This window comes from Cellulomonas gelida, from assembly GCF_006538725.1.
GTDB lineage: Bacteria > Actinomycetota > Actinomycetes > Actinomycetales > Cellulomonadaceae > Cellulomonas > Cellulomonas gelida.
On sequence record NZ_BJLQ01000010.1, the window covers coordinates 94,460 to 116,211 of the forward strand.

The 21,752-nt window shown below is 74.3% G+C and carries 18 protein-coding genes; 13 read left to right on the plus strand and 5 right to left on the minus strand.

Annotated features, from left to right (window positions below):
* Positions 1-245: 245 nt before the first annotated feature.
* Positions 246-2,072 carry a DEAD/DEAH box helicase gene (locus CGE01nite_RS06740; RefSeq protein WP_371857573.1) on the plus strand — a complete coding sequence of 609 codons (1,827 nt, stop codon included), beginning with the start codon at positions 246-248 and terminating at the stop codon, positions 2,070-2,072.
* A gap of 82 nt (positions 2,073-2,154) precedes the next feature.
* Here CGE01nite_RS06740 and CGE01nite_RS06745 read toward each other — a convergent pair whose 3' ends face one another.
* Together CGE01nite_RS06745 and CGE01nite_RS06750 are read right to left on the minus strand one after the other, a co-directional pair.
* Complete coding sequence (locus CGE01nite_RS06745; RefSeq protein ID WP_048343591.1) at positions 2,155-2,775, minus strand: MarC family protein; 621 nt, start codon at positions 2,773-2,775, stop codon at positions 2,155-2,157.
* 33 nt (positions 2,776-2,808) lie between these two features.
* The gene (locus tag CGE01nite_RS06750) at positions 2,809-3,648 is read right to left on the minus strand and encodes a PHP domain-containing protein (RefSeq protein WP_141369794.1); all 840 of its coding nucleotides are present in this window, start codon (positions 3,646-3,648) and stop codon (positions 2,809-2,811) included.
* A gap of 48 nt (positions 3,649-3,696) precedes the next feature.
* Here CGE01nite_RS06750 and CGE01nite_RS06755 point away from each other — a divergent pair, with 48 nt between their 5' ends.
* Positions 3,697-5,295, plus strand: coding sequence for an aminopeptidase P family protein (locus CGE01nite_RS06755; RefSeq protein ID WP_048343589.1), 1,599 nt, complete (start codon positions 3,697-3,699; stop codon positions 5,293-5,295).
* A gap of 3 nt (positions 5,296-5,298) precedes the next feature.
* Here the strand turns inward: CGE01nite_RS06755 and CGE01nite_RS06760 are convergent, their stop codons facing one another.
* Positions 5,299-5,994, minus strand: a complete 696-nt coding sequence (locus CGE01nite_RS06760) for a YflT domain-containing protein (protein ID WP_229747377.1) — start codon at positions 5,992-5,994, stop codon at positions 5,299-5,301.
* Positions 5,995-6,200: 206 nt separating this feature from the next.
* Positions 6,201-8,141 (minus strand): pectate lyase-like domain-containing protein, encoded by a 1,941-nt coding sequence (locus tag CGE01nite_RS06765; RefSeq protein ID WP_229747376.1) that lies wholly within the window; start codon positions 8,139-8,141, stop codon positions 6,201-6,203.
* 224 nt (positions 8,142-8,365) lie between these two features.
* On the opposite strand from CGE01nite_RS06765, the gene CGE01nite_RS06770 reads away from it, so the two are divergent.
* The 10 genes from CGE01nite_RS06770 (at position 8,366) to CGE01nite_RS06815 (ending at position 19,733) form a co-directional block, all read left to right on the plus strand.
* Complete coding sequence (locus CGE01nite_RS06770; protein WP_048343586.1) at positions 8,366-9,688, plus strand: magnesium transporter MgtE N-terminal domain-containing protein; 1,323 nt, start codon at positions 8,366-8,368, stop codon at positions 9,686-9,688.
* On the plus strand, positions 9,681-10,250 hold the full coding sequence (locus CGE01nite_RS06775) for a DUF1003 domain-containing protein (RefSeq protein WP_048343585.1): 570 nt from the start codon (positions 9,681-9,683) through the stop codon (positions 10,248-10,250). Before CGE01nite_RS06770 ends, CGE01nite_RS06775 begins: the two co-directional genes overlap by 8 nt.
* A gap of 125 nt (positions 10,251-10,375) precedes the next feature.
* Positions 10,376-11,524 (plus strand): Mrp/NBP35 family ATP-binding protein, encoded by a 1,149-nt coding sequence (locus CGE01nite_RS06780; RefSeq protein WP_141369796.1) that lies wholly within the window; start codon positions 10,376-10,378, stop codon positions 11,522-11,524.
* An 82-nt stretch (positions 11,525-11,606) separates the two neighbouring features.
* Entirely contained in the window at positions 11,607-12,503 is an 897-nt protein-coding gene (locus CGE01nite_RS06785; protein ID WP_141369798.1) for a DeoR/GlpR family DNA-binding transcription regulator, read from the plus strand.
* The gene (galT, locus tag CGE01nite_RS06790; protein ID WP_141369800.1) at positions 12,500-13,678 is read left to right on the plus strand and encodes a galactose-1-phosphate uridylyltransferase; all 1,179 of its coding nucleotides are present in this window, start codon (positions 12,500-12,502) and stop codon (positions 13,676-13,678) included. Before CGE01nite_RS06785 ends, galT begins: the two co-directional genes overlap by 4 nt.
* A complete protein-coding gene (gene galK, locus CGE01nite_RS06795) occupies positions 13,675-14,862 on the plus strand; it encodes a galactokinase (RefSeq protein WP_229747375.1) in 1,188 nt (395 codons plus the stop codon). Before galT ends, galK begins: the two co-directional genes overlap by 4 nt.
* An 86-nt stretch (positions 14,863-14,948) precedes the next feature.
* Entirely contained in the window at positions 14,949-16,232 is a 1,284-nt protein-coding gene (locus CGE01nite_RS06800; RefSeq protein WP_141369802.1) for a sensor histidine kinase, read from the plus strand.
* Positions 16,233-16,297: 65 nt separating this feature from the next.
* Positions 16,298-16,960 carry a response regulator gene (locus CGE01nite_RS06805; protein ID WP_082156434.1) on the plus strand — a complete coding sequence of 221 codons (663 nt, stop codon included), beginning with the start codon at positions 16,298-16,300 and terminating at the stop codon, positions 16,958-16,960.
* Positions 16,961-17,079: 119 nt separating this feature from the next.
* Positions 17,080-17,823 carry an ABC transporter ATP-binding protein gene (locus CGE01nite_RS06810; protein ID WP_048343579.1) on the plus strand — a complete coding sequence of 248 codons (744 nt, stop codon included), beginning with the start codon at positions 17,080-17,082 and terminating at the stop codon, positions 17,821-17,823.
* Entirely contained in the window at positions 17,820-19,733 is a 1,914-nt protein-coding gene (locus tag CGE01nite_RS06815) for an FtsX-like permease family protein (protein ID WP_141369804.1), read from the plus strand. The genes CGE01nite_RS06810 and CGE01nite_RS06815 overlap by 4 nt, the downstream gene beginning before the upstream one ends.
* 19 nt (positions 19,734-19,752) lie before the next feature.
* Here the strand turns inward: CGE01nite_RS06815 and CGE01nite_RS06820 are convergent, their stop codons facing one another.
* Positions 19,753-20,355, minus strand: coding sequence for an ArsR/SmtB family transcription factor (locus CGE01nite_RS06820; RefSeq protein ID WP_141369806.1), 603 nt, complete (start codon positions 20,353-20,355; stop codon positions 19,753-19,755).
* 54 nt (positions 20,356-20,409) lie between these two features.
* Between CGE01nite_RS06820 and CGE01nite_RS06825 the strand changes: the two genes are divergently transcribed.
* The gene (locus CGE01nite_RS06825) at positions 20,410-21,720 is read left to right on the plus strand and encodes an MFS transporter (RefSeq protein ID WP_141369808.1); all 1,311 of its coding nucleotides are present in this window, start codon (positions 20,410-20,412) and stop codon (positions 21,718-21,720) included.
* Positions 21,721-21,752: the final 32 nt, after the last annotated feature.

Genomic DNA, 21,752 nt, shown 5'->3' on the forward strand with positions numbered 1-21,752 from the left:
TGTGACGAGCGGCACCGGCCGGGACGGCACGCTCGTCGGCTACGCTGGTGGGGTACATCGGTTGCCCGGTCGGCCACGACCATCTCGCACTGCCCCGCTCGGGGCGTCGTCCGCGAGTCGAAATCCGCGATCGGCTGCCGGCCACCTGTGGCGCCTCCGCAGCGCCCGGCGCGCGCGACCCGTCCCCTGACGGCGACGCCCGACCCGGACCGCGCGTGCCCGCCACCTGCACCGAAGAGTCCAACGTGACCAACACGCACCTGCCCGCCGACGAGCTCGGCACCCTCGACGCGCCCGAGAGCGCCCCCACGAGCGAGCACGCCTCGGCGCTCGCCGCCCCCTCGACCCGCCCGCTCGTCAGCACCGCGTCGTCGGTGCAGGCCGTGGACGCCTCGTTCGCCGACTTCGACGTCCGGCCCGAGATCGTCCAGGCCCTCGCCGACGCGGGCATCACGCACCCGTTCCCCATCCAGGCGATGACCCTGCCGGTCGCGCTGTCCGGGCACGACATCATCGGCCAGGCCAAGACCGGTACCGGCAAGACCCTCGGCTTCGGTGTCCCGCTGCTCAACCGCATCGTCGCGCGCGACGAGGAGGGCTACGACCAGCTGCGCGCGCCGGGCAAGCCCCAGGCGCTCGTCGTCGTGCCGACGCGTGAGCTCGCGGTGCAGGTCGCGGGCGACCTCGCGACCGCGTCCGCGCGGCGTGCGGTGCGCGTCGTGCAGGTCTACGGCGGCCGCGCGTACGAGCCGCAGATCGACGCGCTGAACTCGGGCGTCGACGTCGTCGTCGGGACGCCCGGCCGCATGATCGACATGCTCAAGCAGCGCCACCTCGACCTCTCGCACGTGCGCACCGTCGTGCTCGACGAGGCCGACGAGATGCTCGACCTGGGCTTCCTGCCCGACGTCGAGACGCTGCTCGCGGCGACCCCGGCGACGCGCCACACCATGCTCTTCTCGGCGACGATGCCCGGCCCGGTCGTCGCGATGGCCCGCCGCTACATGTCGCAGCCCACGCACATCCGCGCGCAGGACCCCGACGACGACGGCAGCCAGACCGTCAAGAACATCAAGCAGGTCGCGTACCGTGCGCACGCGCTCGACAAGGTCGAGCTCCTCGCGCGCATCCTGCAGGCACGTGGCCGCGGCCTGACGATCGTGTTCGCACGCACCAAGCGCACGGCAGCCAAGGTGGCCGACGAGCTCAACGAGCGCGGCTTCGCCGCCGGCGCGCTGCACGGCGACCTGGGCCAGGGCGCGCGCGAGCAGGCGCTGCGCGCGTTCCGCCACGGCAAGGTCGACGTGCTCGTCGCGACCGACGTCGCCGCGCGCGGCATCGACGTCGAGGACGTCACGCACGTCGTCAACTACCAGTGCCCCGAGGACGAGAAGACGTACCTGCACCGCACCGGCCGTACGGGCCGCGCGGGCAACAAGGGCACGGCTGTCACGTTCGTCGACTGGGACGACACGCCGCGCTGGGGCCTGATCGACAAGGCGCTCGGCATCGGGATCCCCGACCCGGTCGAGACGTACTCGAGCTCGCCGCACATCCACACGGACCTCGACATCCCCGAGGGTGTCAAGGGACGCCTGCCGAAGTCGCAGCAGACCCGCGAGGGCCTGGCCGCGGAGACGCTCGAGGACCTCGGCGAGACCGGCAAGCGCACCCGTCAGGGTGGCACGTCGGCCGGTCGCGGCCAGAGCGGCGAGCGCGGACGCGACTCGGGCCGCGGTGGCCGTGGGTCGTCGTCGGGCGAGCCGCGCGAGGCACGTGCGCCGCGGGAGCCGCGCGAACCGCGTGAGCCCCGCGAGGACGGCACGGGCGAGCGCTCCGGCGAGGGTCGTCGCCGTCGTCGTGGCGGCCGTGGGCGCGGTGCGGCCGGCGGCGCCGACGCCGGCACGACGACCGCCGACTCCGGCGCGAACGAGCGCCCGACGGCGGGGACCGACGGTGCCGCCGCGGGCGAGCCGGGCTCGGGCGAGGCCCGTGCGCCCCGGTCGCGCAACCGTCGTCGCACGCGCGGCGGTCGCCCCGCCGACGCCGCTGCGGCGCCCGAGCAGGCCTGACACCCCGCACGAACCCACGACGCCCCCGAGCCGCCTGGCGGCCCGGGGGCGTCGTCGTGCGCGGGTGGCTCGGGTCCGAGCCTCAGGCGTCCTGGATGAACGCCGTGACCGCGTCGGCGATGAGCTGGACCGCGATCGCGGCGAGCAGCAGACCGGCGATGCGGGTCACGAGGATGGTCCCGGAGTCCTTGAGTACCCGGTGGATGAGGTTGGCGAACCGCATCGACAGATACAGGCACACGTGCACGGCGACGACCGCGAGCGCGATCGCGAGCACGTCGGCTGCCGTGCCGTCGGTCTGCTTGACGAAGACCATCGTCGCGACGATCGCGCCCGGCCCGGCGAGCAGCGGCGTGCCGAGCGGCACGAGCGCGACGTTGACCTTGTTGTTCGGGGAGGCCTGGGCCTCCTCCATCTTCCCGGTCAGCAGCTCCATCGCGACGAGCAGCAGCAGGAGCCCGCCCGAGGCCTGCAGCGCCGCGAGCGAGATGTGCATGTACGACAGGATCGACTGGCCGAACACGGCGAACGAGACGATCACGCCGAGGGCGACGGCCACGGCCTGCCAGGCCGCCTTGTTCCGCTGCTTGCGCGTCATCGCGCCCGTCAGGCCGAGGAAGATCGGCACGGTCCCGGGCGGGTCCATGATCACGAACAGCGTGATGAACACCGAGGAGAACAACCTCAGGTCGACGAACTCCATCACCGCACCGCCTTGTTCAGCGCGCTGGTCTGCTCACCGGACGACTTCACTCGTGCCACGCTCCTCGATCGCGGCCAGGGTCTCCGGCCGGGTGAGATTCTCCCCCAGCTCGTTCAGCTTTCCTGCACCGTGATAGTCGCTGCCACCCGTGACGAGCAGCCCGAGCCGGCCCGCGAGCGCGGTGAGGCGCTCGCGCTGGGCGGGTGAGTGGTCGCGGTGATGGACCTCGAGCCCGACGAGGCCCGCTGCCGCGAGCTCGTCGAACGTCTCGTCGGGGACGATGCGCCCGCGCGCGTCGGCGCCCGGGTGCGCGAACACGGGGACCCCGCCGGCCGCGACGATCGCGCGCACCGCGTCGGCCGCGTCCGGGGCGTAGTGAGGCACGTGGTACGGGCCGTCGGCGCGCAGCAGCCGCGCGAACGCGGCGTCGCGGGTCGGCACGACCCCGTTCGCGACGAGCGCGTCGGCGATGTGCGGCCGCCCGACCGTCACGGCGTCGTCCGACTGCGCGACGACGTCCTGCCACGTGATCGGCACGTCCCTGGCGAGCAGCTCGACCATCCGCCGGGCCCGGCCGAGGCGCGCGTCGCGCGTGCGCTCGAGCTCGCGCACGAGCGCCTCGTGCGTGGGGTCCTGCAGGTAGGACAGCAGGTGGACGCTGACCCCGCGCCACCGCGCGGAGACCTCGGTGCCGCGCACCAGGGCGATGCCCACGTCGCGCGCGGCGCGCGCGGCGGCGTCCCAGCCGACCGTCGTGTCGTGGTCGGTGAGCGCCACGACGTCGAGCCCCGCGGCCGCCGCCGCGGCGACCAGCTCGGCGGGGGTCTGGGTGCCGTCGGACGCCGACGAGTGGGCGTGCAGGTCGATGCGCACACGGGCACCGTATCCGGCGCCGTCCGCGGGCGGTGGGAAGATGACGGCATGACGGACGACACCGCAGCGCGCAGCGACCGGACGAGCAGCGACCGGACGAGCAGCGAGCCGAGCAGCGACGAGACCTGGAACGAGGACCAGCCGATCGAGGAGCGCGGCTCGAACCGCTCGCAGCGCCCCGGCTCGGCCGCGTTCCTCGAGTTCGTGACGTCCGGCTGGGCGCCCCGCCCGCCGTCGCAGGTCACGCGCGCCGCTGCGGCCGACCACACCGCGGCCCGCCGCAGCGCACTGTCCGCCGTGTTCCCCGGCCGCCGGCTCGTCGTGCCGGCCGGGACGTTCAAGGTGCGGTCGAACGACACGGACTACCGGTTCCGCCCACACTCCGGGTTCGCGCACCTGACCGGCCTGGGCGTCGAGCAGGAGCCGGACGCCGTGCTGGTGCTGCACCCCGTCGAGGACGGTGCGGGCGACGACGGCAGCGCCCATCACGCCGTGCTCTACATGCGTCCGCTCGCAGGCCGCGACACGAGCGAGTTCTTCTCCGACTCGCGCTACGGCGAGTTCTGGGTCGGAGCGCGGCCGACGCTCGAGGACCTCGAGACGCTCACGGGCATCGCGACGGCGCACATCGACGAGCTGCGCGACGCGGTCGCCAAGGACGTCGGTGACGGTGGTGTGCAGGTCCTCGTCGTGCCCGACGTCGACGCGGGCGTCGAGGCCGTGATCGACGAGATCCGCCGGCAGGAGGCCGAGCGCGGCGCGCAGGAGCAGACGGACCGCGACGAGCACCTGGTCGAGGCGCTGTCCGAGCTGCGGCTCGTGAAGGACGCGTACGAGGTCGAGCAGATGCGGCTCGCCGTCGCGACGACCATCGAGGGCTTCGAGAAGGTCGTCCGCGCGCTGCCCGCCGCGCAGCAGCACGCCCGCGGCGAGCGCGTGGTCGAGGGCACGTTCGTCGGGCACGCGCGCCAGGAGGGAAACGCAGTCGGGTACGAGACCATCGCCGCGTCCGGCGACCACGCGACGACGCTGCACTGGATCGACAACGACGGCCAGGTGCGCGCGGGCGAGCTCCTGCTGCTCGACGCCGGCGTCGAGGTCGACTCGCTCTACACCGCCGACGTCACGCGCACGCTGCCGATCGACGGGACGTTCACCGAGGTCCAGCGCCGGGTGTACCAGGCGGTGCTCGACGCGGCCGACGCCGCGTTCGCCGTCGCCGTGCCGGGCGCCCGGTTCCGCGACGTGCACGACGCCGCCATGGAGGTCATCGCCGCGCGGCTCGACGAGTGGGGGCTGCTGCCGGTCACCGCCGAGGAGTCGCTGCTGCCCGAGAACCAGCACCACCGGCGCTGGATGGTGCACGGCACGAGCCACCACCTCGGCATCGACGTGCACGACTGCGCACAGGCGCGGGCCGAGCTCTACCTGGACGGCGTGCTCGAGCCGGGCATGGTCTTCACGATCGAACCGGGCCTGTACTTCAAGTCCGACGACCTGCGGGTGCCCGAGGAGTACCGCGGCATCGGCGTGCGGATCGAGGACGACGTCCTGGTCACGCCCGACGGCAACGAGAACCTGTCCGCGGCCCTCCCCCGCGACCCGGACGCCGTCGAGGCGTGGATGGCGGGGCTGCTGGGCCGCTGACGCTCAGGCGGTGGGGCCGGCGGTCGTCCCGGTCCCCCCGGTCGCGTCCGGCGTGGCCGGCGGCGGCGCGCTCACGGGCGGCGTCGCCGCAGGCGTGCTCGTCGTGGGCGTCGTCGTCGTAGGCGTCGTCGTCGTAGGCGTGGTCGTCGTCGGCGGCAGCGCACTCACCGGCGGCACGGGCGCGTCCTGGACCGGCCGCGCGGGCCACCCCGAGACGACGCCCCCGATCTCCGCGAGGAGCTGACGCGCCTGGTGGGCCTTCTCGGCGTGGCACAGCACCGCGTACGACGACGCGACGATCTGGCTCGCCGAGGTGAAGTCACGCCGCCCGCGCGTGAACGAGTAGGTGAGCACCGAGAAGAGCAGGCCGAACGCCCCGCCGATCAGGATCGCGGGCAGGAACAGGCTCGCGCCGCCGGGCTCGGAGAACAGCGACAGCAGCAGACCCACGAACAGGCCGAACCACGCTCCGGAGACGAAGCCCCCGGACGCGGCGCGCGGGTACGACAGCCGCCCGGTGACGCGCTCGACCATCTGCAGGTCGGTCCCGACGATGGTGACCATCTGCACGGGGAACGACTTGTCGGCCAGGTGGTCGACGGCCTTCTGCGCCTGCACGTAGGTGTCGTAGCGCGCGACCGTCTCGCCCTGCGGCGGGGTCGGCGTGCGCGGGATGCGGGACTGGCCGGTGAACGACATGGGGCGATCCTCCCCCGCCGACCTGGGGATTGACCAGGCGCCCGCGGCACACGCCAGTCACGCACCGCTCGCGCACCCCCTTCCCACCGCCCGACCCAGCGGATGCTCCGGCTATCCGGGCACGGGGCCCGAGCAACCGCTGGGTGGCGGGTGGGGGTGGTGGGACAGGGCCACGGGTGGGTGCGGTCGTGGCCCTGTCCCGGCGGTCACGGGTAGCTGGTGACGAACGACGGCGTGCCCGTGTTGCTGTTGTCGACCTGCGCGCCCACGTCGTTGACGACGTGCCGGATCGTGCCGGCGCTCAGGTTGACCGTCATGACGTGGTGGAGCCGCACACCGGGCCGCCTCGGCACCTCGAACCCGCGCTCGGTGACGATCGAGGGGTTGTTCTGGTTGAAGACGTACACGCCGGCGCCCCACACCTCATGCGTGCGGACCCGGTCGCCGACCTTGTACCCGGCCCAGCCGAGCGTGCCGTCCGGCTTGGTCCAGTCGGCCTGGGTGGGCGGGTCGTACGGCAGCTCGTTCTGGAACAGCACCACGCGGCCGCGCTCGCCGTTCCAGACGAGGTTGTGCTGCTGGAAGTGCTCGACGAACAGCCCGGTCGCGGTGACGTCGTCGCCGTTCACGACGACGCCGACGCGCCCGCGGTTGGTGCGCCAGCGCTCGGTGTCGCCGTTGACGCCCTCGGTGAAGCCCTCGACGCCGTGGTCGGCACGCCACACCCACGTGTGGTCGACGACGACGCCGTCCGCGTCGATCTGCAGCGCGACATCGGTGCTGCCGCGGTGCGGCCCGCCGACGCGGAAGTACACGTCGCTGAGCGTGATCGGGTCGCGCCGCGCCTCGGCGCGGTCGGGGCCCTTCGCATGGTGCTTCGGGCCGTGGGCGTGGCGCCCCACCTGCAGCAGCACGGGCGACTTCGTCGGACCCGCGTCGATCGTCACGCCCGCGACCACGATGCCGGGCGCGTCCTCGACGACGAGCGGCACCGCGCCACGCGCAGCGGTCAGGGTCGCGTGCCCGAGCCCGAGCACGACCGTGCCGGGACGCTTGGCGACGACGCTGCGGTCGATGTCGTAGACGCCGGGCGTGAGCAGCAGGTGCTTGCCGCGCGCGAGCTCGGCGTTGATCCGGTGGACCGGGTCCCCCGGGCGGGCGACGTAGAAGTCGCGCAGCGGCAGCGACCGCCCGGGCGTCATGCCGTTCGCCCAGGTGATGCCGCGGGTGCCCTGCGCCGCCGCGGGCACGCGGACGTTCCACGCACCGCGCGCGTCGACGAACAGGAACGGCTTCTCGCGGCTCACCGGCGTCGTCTCGAGCGTCGTGTACGGCGGGGCGGGGAACGTCGCGTCGTCCGGGGCGCCCACGACGCCCGCGAACACCTGGTTCCACACGGCGTTCGACCAGCTGCGCACCTCGCTGTTGCGCGTGAGCCACTGCTGCTGCGAGCCGTTGACGACGTCGCCGAACCGGGAGTCCGCGATGAACCCGCCGCTCGCGTACTGCGGACCGGCGGTGCAGTAGTCCATGAGCGAGAAGCCGGGGTCTCCCTCGGCCGCGAGCACGTTGACGCGCCGCAGCGAGACCGCCTGCGACACGGCCCAGAAGTTGGCCGAGGCGCGGCACCCGTCCTGACCCGCGGCCTCGATGTCGATCGTGAGGTTCGACAGCGTGCGCCAGAAGTTCACCAGCGCGAGGCAGTTGGGGTTGGCGGGGTCGTCGGACAGGCAGCGGTTGTAGGTCTCGACCTTGCCGTGCACGACGACGTCGGTGGGCGAGGCCCCGAGGCCTGCGACCTCGGTGTAGTACCCGACCTTGAGCTGCAGCGGCTGCGTGGCCGTGCCGTACTCGCCCGGCAGGAACAGCAGGCTGTACCGGGCCGTGCCCATCTCGTTGTCGACCTGCTGCGCGTGGATCGCGTCGACGCGCGCCTGGATGTCGGCCACGGGCATGGACGGGTCGAAGACGACGACGTTGCGGCCCAGGTCGGGCGTGGTCGGGCCGTGGCCGGGACCGGGTCCCGGGCGACCGGCGAGGGCGGGCGACGACGAGAGCGTCGCCGCGAGCGTGAGGGCGGTGATCGCGACCAGCGCGGTCCGACGACGTCGTCGGCCTCGGGTGGGCGCAGGGCTGTGGTGGTGCACGGGTGATCCTCTCCGTCGAGCTCAACCGGACATACCGGAGCCAACCACACTGACCGACCGGTCGGTAAGTCCTAGGTGACACGTGTCCGTGCCGTGGTTGCCGCGCACCGGCCGCCGCGCTGCCGGGCGCGCGGTCGTCCAGCAGGTGAACCGCGGGCGACGATCGTCGCGCCGCAGGTCGCGGCGTCGCGTGCGCTCGCGGCCCGGGCGTCTAGGCTGACCGCGTGAGCAGCGTCGGCACCCGGGTGTTCGTCGCACGCCTGGCCGGCACCACGGTGTTCGATCCCCTCGGTGACCAGGTCGGCCGCGTGCGCGACGTCGTCGTGCTCGTCCGCCCCAAGGGGGCGCCGCGGGCGGTGGGCCTCGTCGTCGAGGTGCCCGGGCGAAGGCGCGTGTTCCTGCCGCTGACCCGCGTGACCGCGATCGACCCGGGCCAGGTCATCTCGACCGGGCTGGTGAACATGCGGCGCTTCGAGCAGCGCGCGTTCGAGACGCTCGTCGTCAGCGAGCTCCTGGACCGCACCGTCGACCTCGTCGACGGCACCGGCTCGGCGACGATCGAGGACGTCGCGATCGAGCTCCAGCGGAACAACGACTGGATCGTGTCCAAGCTGTTCGTGCGCCGGGTCGTGCCCGGCCACCGGGGCCTGCTGCGCCGCCGCGGGGAGACCCAGCTCGTCACGATCGGCGAGGTCACGGGCCTGGCACGCGCCGCCGGGCAGCAGGGCGCCGAGCTGCTGCTCGCCCAGTACGAGGACCTCAAGCCCGCCGACCTCGCCGACGTGCTGCACGACCTGGGCACCACGCGCCGCCTCGAGGTCGCCACGGCGCTCGACAACGAGCGGCTCGCCGACGTGCTCGAGGAGCTGCCGGAGGACGACCAGGTCGCGATCCTGCAGGGCCTCGAGCTCGGCCGCGCCGCCGACGTCCTGGAGGCCATGGAGCCCGACGACGCCGCTGACCTGCTCGGTGAGCTCCCCGAGGACCAGGCGGCCGAGCTCCTCGAGCTCATGGAGCCCGAGGAGGCGCGGGACGTCCGGCGCCTGCTCGCGTACGAGGACAACACCGCGGGCGGCCTCATGACGACCGAGCCCGTGATCCTCGGGCCGGAGACGCCGATCGCCGCCGCGCTCGCGCACGTGCGGCGCCAGGACCTGGCGCCCGCGCTCGCCTCGATGGTGTTCGTCGTGCGCCCCCCGCTCGAGACGCCCACGGGCCGCTACATCGGCGTCGTGCACCTGCAGCGCCTGCTGCGCGAGCCGCCGCACGAGCCGATCGGGTCGGTCGTCGACACCGACATCGAGCCCGTCGAGGCGGGCGCGCCGCTGCTGGCCGTGACCCGCCAGCTCGCGACCTACAACCTGCTCGCGCTGCCCGTCGTCGACGCCGACAAGCGGTTGCTCGGCGCGGTCTCGGTCGACGACGTCCTCGACCACCTGCTGCCCGCCGACTGGCGCGAGCAGGACGACGAGGAGCACGGCGTGAAGGTCGTGGGCAAGCTCGCGCCGCGGCACGTCGCGGCCAAGCCGGCGGTGGGCCGTGGCTGAGCGCCTGGACCAACCGCGCGAGTCGCGGCGCTCGCTGCTGCCGCGCCCGACGACCGACCAGGACGCCGCGGGCCGCGTCTCGGAGAGCATCGCGCGGTTCCTGGGGACGCCGTCGTTCATCTTCTGGCTGACGATCTTCTGCGTCGTCTGGCTCGGCTGGAACTCGTGGGGTCCGGAGGAGCTGCGCTTCGACAAGGCCGCGAACGGGTTCACCGCGCTCACGCTCATGCTGTCCCTGCAGGCGTCGTACGCCGCGCCCCTGATCCTGCTGGCGGCCAACCGGCAGACCGACCGCGACCGCGTGCAGGCCGAGCAGGACCGGCAGCGCTCGGAGCGGAACCTGGCGGACACCGAGTACCTGGCCCGGGAGATGGCCGCGCTGCGCATCGCGCTCGGCGAGGTCGCGACGCGCGACTTCGTGCGCTCCGAGCTGCGCAACCTGCTCGAGGACCTCGTCGCCGAGCAGGACGAGGACGAGGCGGACGAGACCGCACCGGCGGACAAGGCCGACCAGCGCACCCGGAACGAGCGCAAGCCCGAGCGCCGCCGCAGCGGCACCTGACCTCGCCGCACGGCCCCTGAGCTCGCCGCACGAGGCCCGGGTCGCTGCCGCACGGGCCGCCTGGTCGCTGCCGTACCCGACCAGGGCCGGACGGCCCGGACGAGGTGCGCCAGGACCGACCTAGCATGGTCGTCGTGCCCCTGACTGACGATTCGCTGACCGAGGCAGTCCGCGCCGCGCTCGCCTCCGTGATGGACCCTGAGATCCGCCGGCCGATCACCGAGCTCGGCATGGTGCGCTCGGTGCAGGTCACCGACGGCCGCGCGGTCGTGGGCCTCGACCTGACGACGTCCGGGTGCCCGCTCAAGGACACCCTCACGCGCGACGTGACGGCGGCCGCGTCGGGAGTCGACGGCGTCACCGAGGTGGCGGTCGAGCTCGGCGTCATGAGCGCCGAGCAGCGCGCCGAGCTGCGCCGGCTGCTGCGCGGGACGGACGCCGAGCCGACGATCCCGTTCGCGCAGGCCTCGTCGCTGACCAAGGTGTTCGCGATCGCGTCGGGCAAGGGCGGCGTCGGCAAGTCCTCGATCACGGCGAACCTCGCGGTCGCGATGGCCGCCGACGGCCTGCGCGTGGGCGTCGTCGACGCGGACATCTACGGCTTCTCGATCCCCCGCATGCTGGGCGTGGACCGTCCGCCGACCAAGGTCGACGACATGCTCCTGCCGCCCGTGGCGCACGACGTGAAGGTCGTCTCGATCGGCATGTTCGTGCCACCCGGCCAGCCCGTGGTGTGGCGCGGGCCGATGCTGCACCGCGCGCTGCAGCAGTTCCTCGCGGACGTGTTCTGGGGCGACCTGGACGTCCTCCTGCTCGACCTGCCGCCCGGGACCGGCGACATCGCGATCTCGGTCGCGCAGCTGCTGCCCGGCTCGCAGATCGTCGTCGTGACCACGCCGCAGGACGCGGCGGCCGAGGTCGCCGAGCGGGCCGGCTCGGTCGCGGTGCAGACCCGCCAGCAGATCGTCGGCGTGGTCGAGAACATGTCGTGGCTCGAGCAGGCCGACGGCTCCCGGCTCGAGCTGTTCGGCTCGGGCGGCGGGACGCGCGTCGCGCAGCGGCTCACCGAGCTCACGGGCGGTGACGTGCCCCTGCTGGGTCAGATCCCGCTCGACGTCGCGCTGCGCGAGGGCGGCGACGAGGGCACGCCCGTCGTCCTGAGCGACCCGGACTCCCCCGCCGCCGCGGCCCTGCTGCAGATCGCGCGGTCGCTCGGCGAGCGTCGGCGCGGCCTGGCGGGCCGTTCGCTCGGCCTGTCCCCCGCGGGCCGCTGACGCCCGGGCGCTCGCTCGACGCGCACCACCCCGGGACCGCAGTCCTGTTTGTTTCTGTTGGGTCATGTGCGACGATGTTCGAGTGCTGGCGACTCAACGACAAGAGCTGATCCTCGCGGCCGTGCGCGAGCACGGCGCCGCACGCGTCTCCGACCTCGTCGTCGAGCTCGGCGTCTCCGACATGACGATCCGGCGCGACATCGCCGAGCTCGCGCGCGCCGGGCTCGTGCGCCGCGTGCACGGCGGAGCGGTCGCCCCCGAGGGGACGCGCGCGTCCGACGAGCCCGGCTTCGACGTCAAGGTCGAGCACAGCGGCCCGCAGAAGGCCGCGATCGCGCACGCCGCGCACGCCGATCTCGAGCCCGGCCAGACGGTCGCACTCTCCGCGGGGTCGACCACCTACCGGCTCGCCGAGCTCATCGCGCAGGACGCGGGCCTGCGGCCGTTCACCGTCGTCACCAACGGCCTGCGGATCGCCGACGCGCTGCACCGGGCGGTCGCGCCGCACGGGCTCGAGGTCGTGCTGACGGGCGGCGTGCGCACGCCGTCCGACGCGCTCGTCGGACGCGTGGCGGACGCGTCGCTCGGGCTGCTGCGGGTCGACCGCGCGTTCCTCGGCGTGCACGGCCTCGACGAGTCCGGCCTCACCACGCCCAACCTCGCGGAGGCCGCGACCGACCGCGCGCTCATGGGCTGCGCCGCCGCCACGACCGTCCTGGCCGACCACACCAAGTGGGGCGTCGTCGGGCTCGCGAAGATCGCCGACCTCGACGAGGTGGACCTCGTCGTGATGGACGACGAGGCTCCCGCCGCCGCCCGCCGCCTGCTCACCGACCGCCTGCAGACGGTCGCGGCCGCGTCCTCACCCGACGACACGGCGCCCGATGCCACGACACCCGACGACACGGCACCCGACGACACAGCAGCACCCGGCAACACGGCAGACCTCCGCCCCGCCACCCAGGAGCACCCGGCATGAGCCTCGACACGAGCGCGCGCGTGCGCGTGACCTCCACACGCCTCGCGGACGGCCGCGAGCTGCTCTACTTCGACGACTCCGAGCCCTACGTCTCGGGCGCGGCGACGCGACGGCTCGACGACCCTCGCCCGCTCCCCGACCGCTTCGCGCCCGACGCCGACGGCCACCTGCCGGCCGGCCCGGAGCTGCGCCGCGACCCGCTGACCGGCGAGTGGGTCGCGATGGCCGCGCAGCGGATGAACCGCACGTTCCTGCCGCCCGCGGACGCCAACCCGCTGGCCCCCGCCAAGCCGGGCGCGGCGTACCAGGACGGCGAGATCCCGGCCGAGGACTACGACGTCGTCGCGTTCGAGAACCGCTTCCCCTCGCTCCTGCGCGTGCCGGGCGTGTCCGACGACGTCACGTTCCTGGACGACGAGACGCTCTGGCAGACCCGGGCGGCCGCGGGCCGCTGCGAGGTCGTGTGCTTCTCGTCGGACGCGACCGCGTCGCTGCGCACCGTGAGCCCGCGACGCATGCGCACGATCATCGAGGCGTGGGTGCACCGCACCGAGGCGTTGAACGCGACCGAGGGCGTCGAGCAGGTGTTCGCGTTCGAGAACCGCGGCAAGGAGATCGGCGTCACGCTGCACCACCCGCACGGGCAGATCTACGCGCTGCCGTACCTCGCGCCGCGCACCGCGACGATGCTCGCGACCGCGCAGGAGCACCGCGCGCGCACGGGCCGGCTCCTGGGCCGCGACGTGCTGGACGCCGAGCTGCGCCACGGCACGCGCGTGGTCCTCGAGTCCGAGCACTGGGTCGCGTACGTGCCGTTCGCTGCGCGCTGGCCCGTCGAGGTGCACCTCGTGCCGCGCCGCGACGTGCCGGACCTGCCGGCGCTGACCGACGACGAGCGCGCCGACCTCGCGACGACCTACCTCGAGCTGCTGCGGCGGCTCGACCTGTACTTCGTCGACGACGAGACCGCGATCCCGCTGCCGTACGTCTCGGGCTGGCACCAGGCGCCCGCGCGGCAGGGCCGCGAGGACTGGCGTCTGTCGCTGCAGCTGTTCTCGGTGCTGCGTGCGCCCGGCAAGCTCAAGTACCTCGCAGGAGTCGAGTCCGGGGTCGCCGCGTGGGTCTGCGACACCACGCCCGAGCGCATCGCGCGTCGGCTGCAGGAGATCGCGTGACGGCGGGTCGCGCGACGACCTGGGTGCACGCCTGGGACGAGGCGACCGGGCGGGACCGCGCGACGGACGCGTTCACCGCGTCGTACGGCACGGCGCCCGACGGCGTGTGGTCTGCGCCCGGCCGGGTCAACCTCATCGGCGAGCACACCGACTACAACGGCGGGCTGTGCCTGCCCGTCCCGCTCGCGCACCGCACGTACGCGGCGCTGCGGCGCCGGGACGACGACACCGCGCGGCTCGTCTCGGCGTGGGACCCGACGGACGCGGTGACCGTCGAGCTCGCGGGCGTCGCGCCCGGCACCGTCGAGGGCTGGACCGCGTACGTCGTCGGGGTCGCGTGGGCGCTGCGCGAGCGCGGGCTGGCGGTGCCCGGCTTCGACGTCGCGGTCGACTCGTGCGTGCCCGTCGGCTCGGGGCTGTCGTCGTCAGCGGCGCTGTCCTGCTCGGTCGCGCTCGCGCTCGACGCGGTCGGTGCGCTCGCCCAGGACCGCGCCGCCCTCGCCGCGGACTGCGTGCGCGCCGAGAACGAGATCGCAGGCGCGCCCACGGGCGGCATGGACCAGGCGGCGGCGCTGCGCACCGTCCCCGGCCACGCGCTGCTCCTCGACTGCCGCGACCAGTCGGTGCGGCACGTCCCGTTCGACCCCGCGTCCGAGGGCCTCGCGCTGCTCGTCATCGACACCCGGGCCGAGCACGCACTCGTCGACGGTCAGTACGCGGCCCGGCGTGCGACGTGCGAGGAGGCAGCCGCCCTGCTCGGCGTTCCCACGCTGCGGGAGCTGACGGACTCACCCGCGCGGGCCGCGAGCGCGCTGGCGACCCTCGACGACGGCACCCCCGAGGGTGGCGTGCGGATGCACCGGGTGCGGCACGTGCTGGCGGAGATCACGCGCGTGCAGGAGTTCGTCGCGCTGCTCGACGCGGGCCGCCTGCGCGACGTCGGTCCCCTGCTCGACGCCTCACACGCCTCGTTGCGCGACGACTACGAGGTCTCGTGCCGCGAGCTCGACGTCGCGGTCGAGGCCGCCCGGGCGGCGGGCGCGCTCGGCGCGCGCATGACCGGCGGCGGCTTCGGCGGCTCGGCGATCGCGCTCGTCGAGGCCGGGTCGGTCGAGGCCGTGGCGGACGCGGTGGACGCCGCGTTCCGCGACGCGGGGCTCCGCCCGCCGGCGTTCGTGGCCTGACCCACGGCCGTTGCTCGCCGTGTGCGGCCGGCGTCTCGCCCCGCGCGGCAGGTGTCCGGGGCGGCACGCGCCCCTATCGTGACTCCGTGACCGACCCCGCTCACCGCCGTCCGCGCCCCGCGCGTCTCGCCGTCCCGGCGGCGTGCGCGGCGATCGCCGTGGTGCTGCTCGTGGTGGCGGCGATGTTGCACGCCGCGGACCCGGCGGGAGTCGTGGGCATGCCCGCGCTGGGCACGCCGCTGTGGTGGTGGGCGGTCGTGGTCGTGCTCCTGCAGGCGGTGGCGCTCGCGTCCCGGCCGCACGCGGACGCACGCGTGCTCGTCGCGGTCGCGGTCGGCGTCCCCGCGCTGGCGGGTCTCGGCGAGGGGATCGGCGTGTGCCTGGTGGCCGTCCTCGTGGCCGCCTACGAGGTCGCGCTGCACGGGAGGCAGTCGCGCACCGTGCCCGCACTCGTGGCCGCCGGGCTGCTCGTGGCCGCCGGAGTCGTCGGCAGCGAGCTGCGCATCGGGACCGAGGTCGCGATCGCGATCACCGGCGGTCTCGTGCAGGCGGCGGGGACCGTCGGCCTGCCCGTGCTCGTCGCGACGTTCGTCGGGGCGCGGCGCGAGGCCCGCGCGGCCCAGGCCGACTCGCTGGCCGCGCGCGCCCGCGAGCACGACGCTCTCGTGCGGGTCGCCGTCGAGCGCGAGCGCACCGCGATGGCCCGCGAGCTGCACGACATCGCCGCGCACCACCTGTCGGGCATCGCCGTGATGAGCGGCGCGATCGGCCGCCAGATCGACGTCGACCCGGCCGGTGCGAAGGTCGCGGTGGCGCAGGTCCGCGAGCAGAGCACCGCCATGCTGCGGGACCTGCGCAACCTCGTCGTGCTGCTGCGCGACGACGACGCACCGGCCGAGCAGGCGGGCGTCGTGCGGATGGAGACGCTCACGGGCGTCGCCGAGCTCGTCGCGACCGCGCATGGACAGGGTCTCGACGTGACGCTGCGGCGCGAGGGCCCCCTCGACGAGCTCGCCGCCTCGGGCGCGCTCGGGCCGCTCGCCCAGCTCGTCGTCTACCGGACCGTCCAGGAGTCGCTCGCGAACGCCGGCCGGCACGCACCCGGGGCACCGTGCGAGGTGCACCTCGACGCGCGGACCGACGACCGCCTCGAGGTGACGGTCCGCAACGGCCCGCCGCCGCAGGACCAGGAGCCACCTCGGCACGACCCGGGCTACGGGCTCGTCGGGATGCGCGAACGCGCCGAGGTCACCGGCGCGCGCCTCCGGTACGGTCCGACGGGCGACGGCGGCTGGCAGGTCCGCCTCACGGTGCCGTTCGCCGCACCGTCCGCCGACCTGACGACGACCCCGGAGGGCGACGCCCCGTGACCGACCCGATCGCCGCGCGCACCGTGCTCACGTCCGACCTCGGCGCGACCGGCCCGACGGCCACGATCCGCGTGGTCGTGGCCGACGACCAGGCGCTCGTGCGCACCGGGCTCTCCACGATGCTCGACACCGAACCGGACATCACGGTCGTCGGGCAGGCCGCCGACGGTGCGACCGCCGTCGAGCTCGCCCGGTCGCTGCGCCCGGACGTCGTGTGCATGGACATCCGCATGCCCGGCACGGACGGCATCACCGCGACGCGCGAGCTGTGCGGACCGGACGTCGAGGACCCCGTGCCCGTGCTGATCCTCACGACGTTCGACGTCGACGAGTACCTGTTCGGCGCGCTCGAGGCGGGCGCGTCGGGGTTCCTGCTCAAGGACGCCGAGCCCGCGGTGCTCGTCGACGCGGTGCGATCGGTCGCCGCCGGACAGGGCATGCTCGCCAACGCGCTGACCAAGCGCGTGCTCCGCGAGGTGGTCACGCGGCGGCGGACGCAGCCGGTCACCGCAGCGCGGGCGACCGAGCTCCTCACGCCGCGCGAGCTGGACATCCTGCTCCTGCTCGCCCAAGGGATGTCCAACGAGGAGATCGCCGCGACGCTCGTCGTCGAGGTCTCGACCGTGAAGTCACACCTGGCCCGGGCGATGCCGAAGCTCGGGGTGCGGTCGCGGCTGCAGGCCGTCGTCTGGGCGTACCAGAACGGCATCGTCGAGCTCGGCGGCTGACGTCCGCGGGCGCTTGCATCGAAGGATGCAAGCCTCGCAGTGCCGTCGTCGGAGGCTCGTGACGGTGGGCTCCCGGTTCCTAGCGTGAGGGCGACATCACGCAGGACGAGGAGCCCACGATGACCACCACCACCACGAGGACCGACGTCTCGGTCCAGCTCACCGACGTCCACAAGACCTACCACGGCGCCACGGACGTGCACGCGCTGCGCGGCGTCTCGATCGCGCTGCCCGCCGGGTCCCTGACCGCCGTCATGGGGCAGTCCGGCTCGGGCAAGTCCACGCTGCTGAACTGCGCCGCGGGCCTCGACGTCCCGACGAGCGGGCGCGTCGCGGTCGGCGGGCAGGACCTCACGGGCCTGCCGCCCGACGCGCTGACGCGGTTCCGCCGCGACCGGATCGGCTTCGTCTTCCAGTCGTACAACCTCATCGGTCACCTGACGGTCGCCGAGAACATCGCGCTGCCGGTGCTGCTCGCCGGCCGCGCGCCGGACCAGCGCTGGCAGGCTCAGCTGCTGGCCGCGCTCGGGCTGGCCGGGCTCGAGGACCGGCTGCCGGGCCACCTGTCGGGAGGGCAGGCCCAGCGCGTCGCGATCGCGCGTGCGCTGTTCACCCGGCCCGACGTCGTGTTCGCCGACGAGCCCACCGGCGCCCTCGACTCGCGCAGCGGCGCCCAGGTGCTCGAGCTGCTACGGGACACGGCGGCCTCGCTCGGGCAGACGGTCGTGCTCGTGACGCACGACAGCCGCGTGGCCGCCACGGCCGAGCGCGTGCTGTTCATCGCGGACGGGGTCATCGCGGACGTCCTCGAGGCTCCGACCGCCGAGCGCGTCAACGCGCGCATGCTGGAGCTGGGGCGATGACCGGCATGTGGTTCCTCGCCCGGCGCGGGGTGCGCGCCCACCGCGGCAGCATGGTCGCCACCTCCCTCGTGCTCGGCCTTGCGGCCGCGCTGCTGTCCATGACCGGCTGGCTCCTGGTCGCGGGGCTGTCCGCGGGTGCGGACGACGCGCACGGGTTCGAGCTGGTCGCGCTGTCGACGTCGTTCGCGGGCACCGCGCTCTCGCTCGTCGTGCTCGTCGTCGCGGCCACCGTGACGCTCGCGCTGCGCCAGCGTCGTCGCGAGCTCGCGCTGCTGCGTGCGGTCGGCGCGACCGGTCGTCAGGTGCGGCGCCTGGTGGACGGTGAGGTGCTGACCGTCACGCTCGTCGCCGCCCCGGTGGGCGCGACGGCCGGGATCGCGCTCGCGTGGTTCCTGAGGCCCGTGCTCGAGGACGCGGGGTTCGTCGTGCCGCACGTCGACCCGCTGCTCGCACCGCTCCCGGTACTCGGTGCGACGCTGCTGCTCGTCCCCACCGCGCTGGGTGCCGCGCGGATCGCCGCGCGCGAGTCCCTGCGGCTGTCACCGACGGCCGCCGTCGGCGACAGCCGCGTCGAGTCGCGTGAGGTCGGCCGGGTGCGCCGCACGGCCGCGCTCGTGCTGGCTCTCGGCGGCGTCGTGGTCGCGTGCACCCCGGTCCTGATCCCCGGGACGATGGGGGCCGCGACCGCTGCGACCTCGGCCTTCCTGCTCGTCGCCGCAGCCGCGCTCGCCGGCCCCGTGCTCGTGGCCTGGACGTTCGACCGCGTGTCCGGGCTGGGCAGCGGCGGACGCACCAGTGCCACGACCCGGCTTGCGCTCGCCAACGTCCGCGGGTTCTCGCGCCGCCTGACGACCGTCGTCGTGCCGCTCGCGCTCATGCTCGCGGTCGGCACCGTGCAGACGAGCGTCAACCAGGCGGTCACGCTCGCCACCGACCAGCAGCTCACGCAGGCCGTCGGCGCCGACCTCGTCGTCACCGGTCCGGCGGGGCTGACGCCCGCCGACGTCGCCACCGTCGGCGCGCTCGACGACGTCACCGTCACGCCCCTGTCCGCTGTGCCCGCGCAGGTGCGTACCGAGGAGGACGAGACCTTCGGCTCGGCGCTGTCGTGGGAGTCGACCGGCATGCGCGTGCTCCCCGCAGCGACGAGCCCGGACGTGCTCGACCCGGGGATGGTCGACGGCTCGCTCGCCGACCTGGCCGAGCCCGGGACGGTCGCGGTCAGCACCGACGCGCGGTTCGAGCTCGGCGTGCGCCTCGGCGGCACCCTCACGTGGCGGCACGACGGCACCGTGCACACCTCGCGGGTCGTCGCCGTCTACGATCGCGGCCTCGCGCTCGGACCGCTGCTCGCCTCCGACGAGGCCCTGCGGGAGGCCGGCGTGACCACCACGCCCGACGCGCTGCTCCTCGGGACGCGTGCCCCGAAGTCGGTCGTCGGAGCGCTGGCGGGCACGGGGCTCCTCGTGCAGGACGTCGACGCCTACGTCCAGGCCGTAGCCGACGCGTCCGCGGCGGGGACCCGGCTCTCGTCGGTGCTCGTCCTCCTGCTGCTCGCGTTCGCAGGGATCGGTGCGGCGAACGCCGTCGTGCTCGCGACGGCCGGGCGCCGCTCCGAGCTGCTGCTCCTGCGCCGGACCGGCGCCACCCGGCGCCAGCTGCTCGGCACGACCTTCCTGGAGGCGGTCGTCACGGGTGCGAGCGCGTGGACCATCGGGGCGTTGGCCGTGCTGCCGGCGGTGCTCGGCGCCACGTTCGGGCTGCTCGGACCGGCGCTGCCCGCTGTCGACCTGGCGACGACCGGCCTGCTGTCCGCCGCGGTGCTCGCGATCCCCGTGGTGTGCACCCTGGCGACCGTCGCACGGGCTCAACGGTCGGACTCGCTCGCGGGAGGGCGAGACGACTCGTGAGCGCTCCGGGTCCGTCGCCTCAGCCGGGCAGCGGACCCGGCTCCCGCCGTCGCTGCACGTCCTCGTGCATCGAGAAGAACAGCGAGTACGGCGTCCCGTCCGGGTCGGACGGGCGCTGGGCGTACTCCTGGAACAGGGCGTCGAGGCGCCCGACGAGCGCGCGGGCCGCCTCGTCGTCGAGACGCAGCCCCAGACGGACCATCGGCTGGTCGTCCAGGTCCTCGACGAGGGCGAGCTCCTGCAGGAACGTGTCGACGAGCACGCGCGCCTGACCGGGCTGCGACGGGGAGCGCCACGACTTGCGGGTCGCGCGGTACGGCACCTCGCGCGCGCCGCGGGTCCCGCGCCGCGCGGGCTCGGCGACCAGGAAGCCGCGGTCGACCAGCGTGCGCACGTGGTGCAGGACCGTGGCCGGGTGGCGTCCCAGCCGCTGGGCGATCTCGCGGTTGGTGAGCGACTCGTCGAGGCACAGCCGCAGGATGCGGATCCGCAGGGACGACGCGAGCGCGCGGGCGTCCGCATCGGCGTCCTCGCGGACCTCGGGCGCGACCGGCCGTGGCTCGGCTGCGGGTCCCTGGGCCGCACCCGGCGGCGGGTCGGGCGGGTGCGATGCGGAGGCCATGGCCTCATCCTGCCACTGATTGACTATTCCCAATCACTCGCGCATCCTGGCGTCGTGACAACGCCCCCACCCACCGCCTCGCCGCAGGAGACCGCGCCCGCGCCCGCGCGCCGCCGCTCGCTCGTCCACCACCGCGACTTCCGCTGGCTGTGGGCAGGCGACGCCACCGGACAGCTCGGCGCGCAGCTCACCGCGCTCGTGCTGCCGGTCTACGCGGTCGAGCACCTGCACGCGACCGAGTGGCAGATGGGACTGCTGAACGCCGCCGAGACCGCGGCGTTCCTCGTCATCGGGCTGCCGGCCGGTGCGTGGGTCGACCGCATGCGCAAGCGCCGCGTCCTGATCGTCGCGGACCTCATGCGCGCCGCCGTGCTCGCCGTGGTCGTCGCGAGCGCCGCGACCGGGCACGCGTCGATCGCGCTGCTCGTCGCCGCCGCGGCCGCCATCTCGGTCGCGAACGTGTTCTTCGACGTGTCGCACCAGAGCTACGTCCCGGGCCTGGTCGGCCTCGAGAACATCGTCGAGGGCAACTCCAAGCTCCAGGCGACGCAGTCCGTGGCGCTGGTCGCCGCACCCGCCCTCGGCGGCGCCCTCCTGCGCGTCGTCGCGGCGCCCGCACTCATCGCGGTCACCGTGGTGACCTACCTGTTCTCGGCGTTCGGCGTGGGCCGGATCGCGCACCGCGAGACCACGCCGTCACCCGAGGACCGACGCCCGCTGCGGACCGAGATCGCCGAGGGGCTGCGGTTCGTCGTCCACCAGCCGATCCTGCGGCGGATCGTCGCCACCACCTCGATCGGCAACTTCGGCGGCGCCATCTCGGCGGCGGTCATGGTGATCTTCGCGCTGCGCACGCTCGAGCTCGACACCGCCGCCTACGGCACGGTCGTCTCCGCGGCGGCTGTCGGCGGTCTGACCGGCGCGTTCACCGCCGACCGGATCAGCCGACGCGTCGGTGAGGCCCGCGTCATCCCGATCTCGGCGCTCGCGTTCGTCCCTGCTGCCGTGCTCACGCCGCTCGCGGCGAGCCTGCCGCTGTCACCTCAGGTGGTGCTGGTCGTCGGCGGCGTCGTGCTCAACTTCGCGGTGCTCGTCTACAACATCGCGCAGGTCAGCTTCCGTCAGCGCCTGTGCCCGCCCGCGCTGCTGGGCCGCATGAACGCCTCGGTGCGGTTCATCGTCTGGGGCGTCATGCCGCTGGGCGGGCTCGTCGGCGGCTGGCTGGGGCACGCGCTCGGCGTGCTCCCGACGCTCTGGGTCGCCGCCGCCGTCACCGCGCTGTCGGTGCTGCCCGTGGTGGTCTCACCCCTGCTCGGCATGCGCGACCTGCCGGTGCCGACGCCCGACGCGGAAGCCCCCCGCTGAGACTCAGCCCGCCGGCACTCCCGCCGGCGGGG

What these genes read in the sequence shown, in the direction of transcription:
- CGE01nite_RS06745 (WP_048343591.1), bottom strand. Translation starts at nt 2,775, where the DNA reads ATGGAGTTCGTCGACCTGAGGTTGTTCTCCTCGGTGTTCATCACGCTG.
- CGE01nite_RS06755 (WP_048343589.1), top strand. Translation starts at nt 3,697, where the DNA reads ATGACGGACGACACCGCAGCGCGCAGCGACCGGACGAGCAGCGACCGG.
- CGE01nite_RS06760 (WP_229747377.1), bottom strand. Translation starts at nt 5,994, where the DNA reads ATGTCGTTCACCGGCCAGTCCCGCATCCCGCGCACGCCGACCCCGCCG.
- CGE01nite_RS06780 (WP_141369796.1), top strand. Translation starts at nt 10,376, where the DNA reads ATGGTCGTCGTGCCCCTGACTGACGATTCGCTGACCGAGGCAGTCCGC.
- galT (WP_141369800.1), top strand. Translation starts at nt 12,500, where the DNA reads ATGAGCCTCGACACGAGCGCGCGCGTGCGCGTGACCTCCACACGCCTC.
- CGE01nite_RS06810 (WP_048343579.1), top strand. Translation starts at nt 17,080, where the DNA reads ATGACCACCACCACCACGAGGACCGACGTCTCGGTCCAGCTCACCGAC.
- CGE01nite_RS06815 (WP_141369804.1), top strand. Translation starts at nt 17,820, where the DNA reads ATGACCGGCATGTGGTTCCTCGCCCGGCGCGGGGTGCGCGCCCACCGC.
- CGE01nite_RS06820 (WP_141369806.1), bottom strand. Translation starts at nt 20,355, where the DNA reads ATGGCCTCCGCATCGCACCCGCCCGACCCGCCGCCGGGTGCGGCCCAG.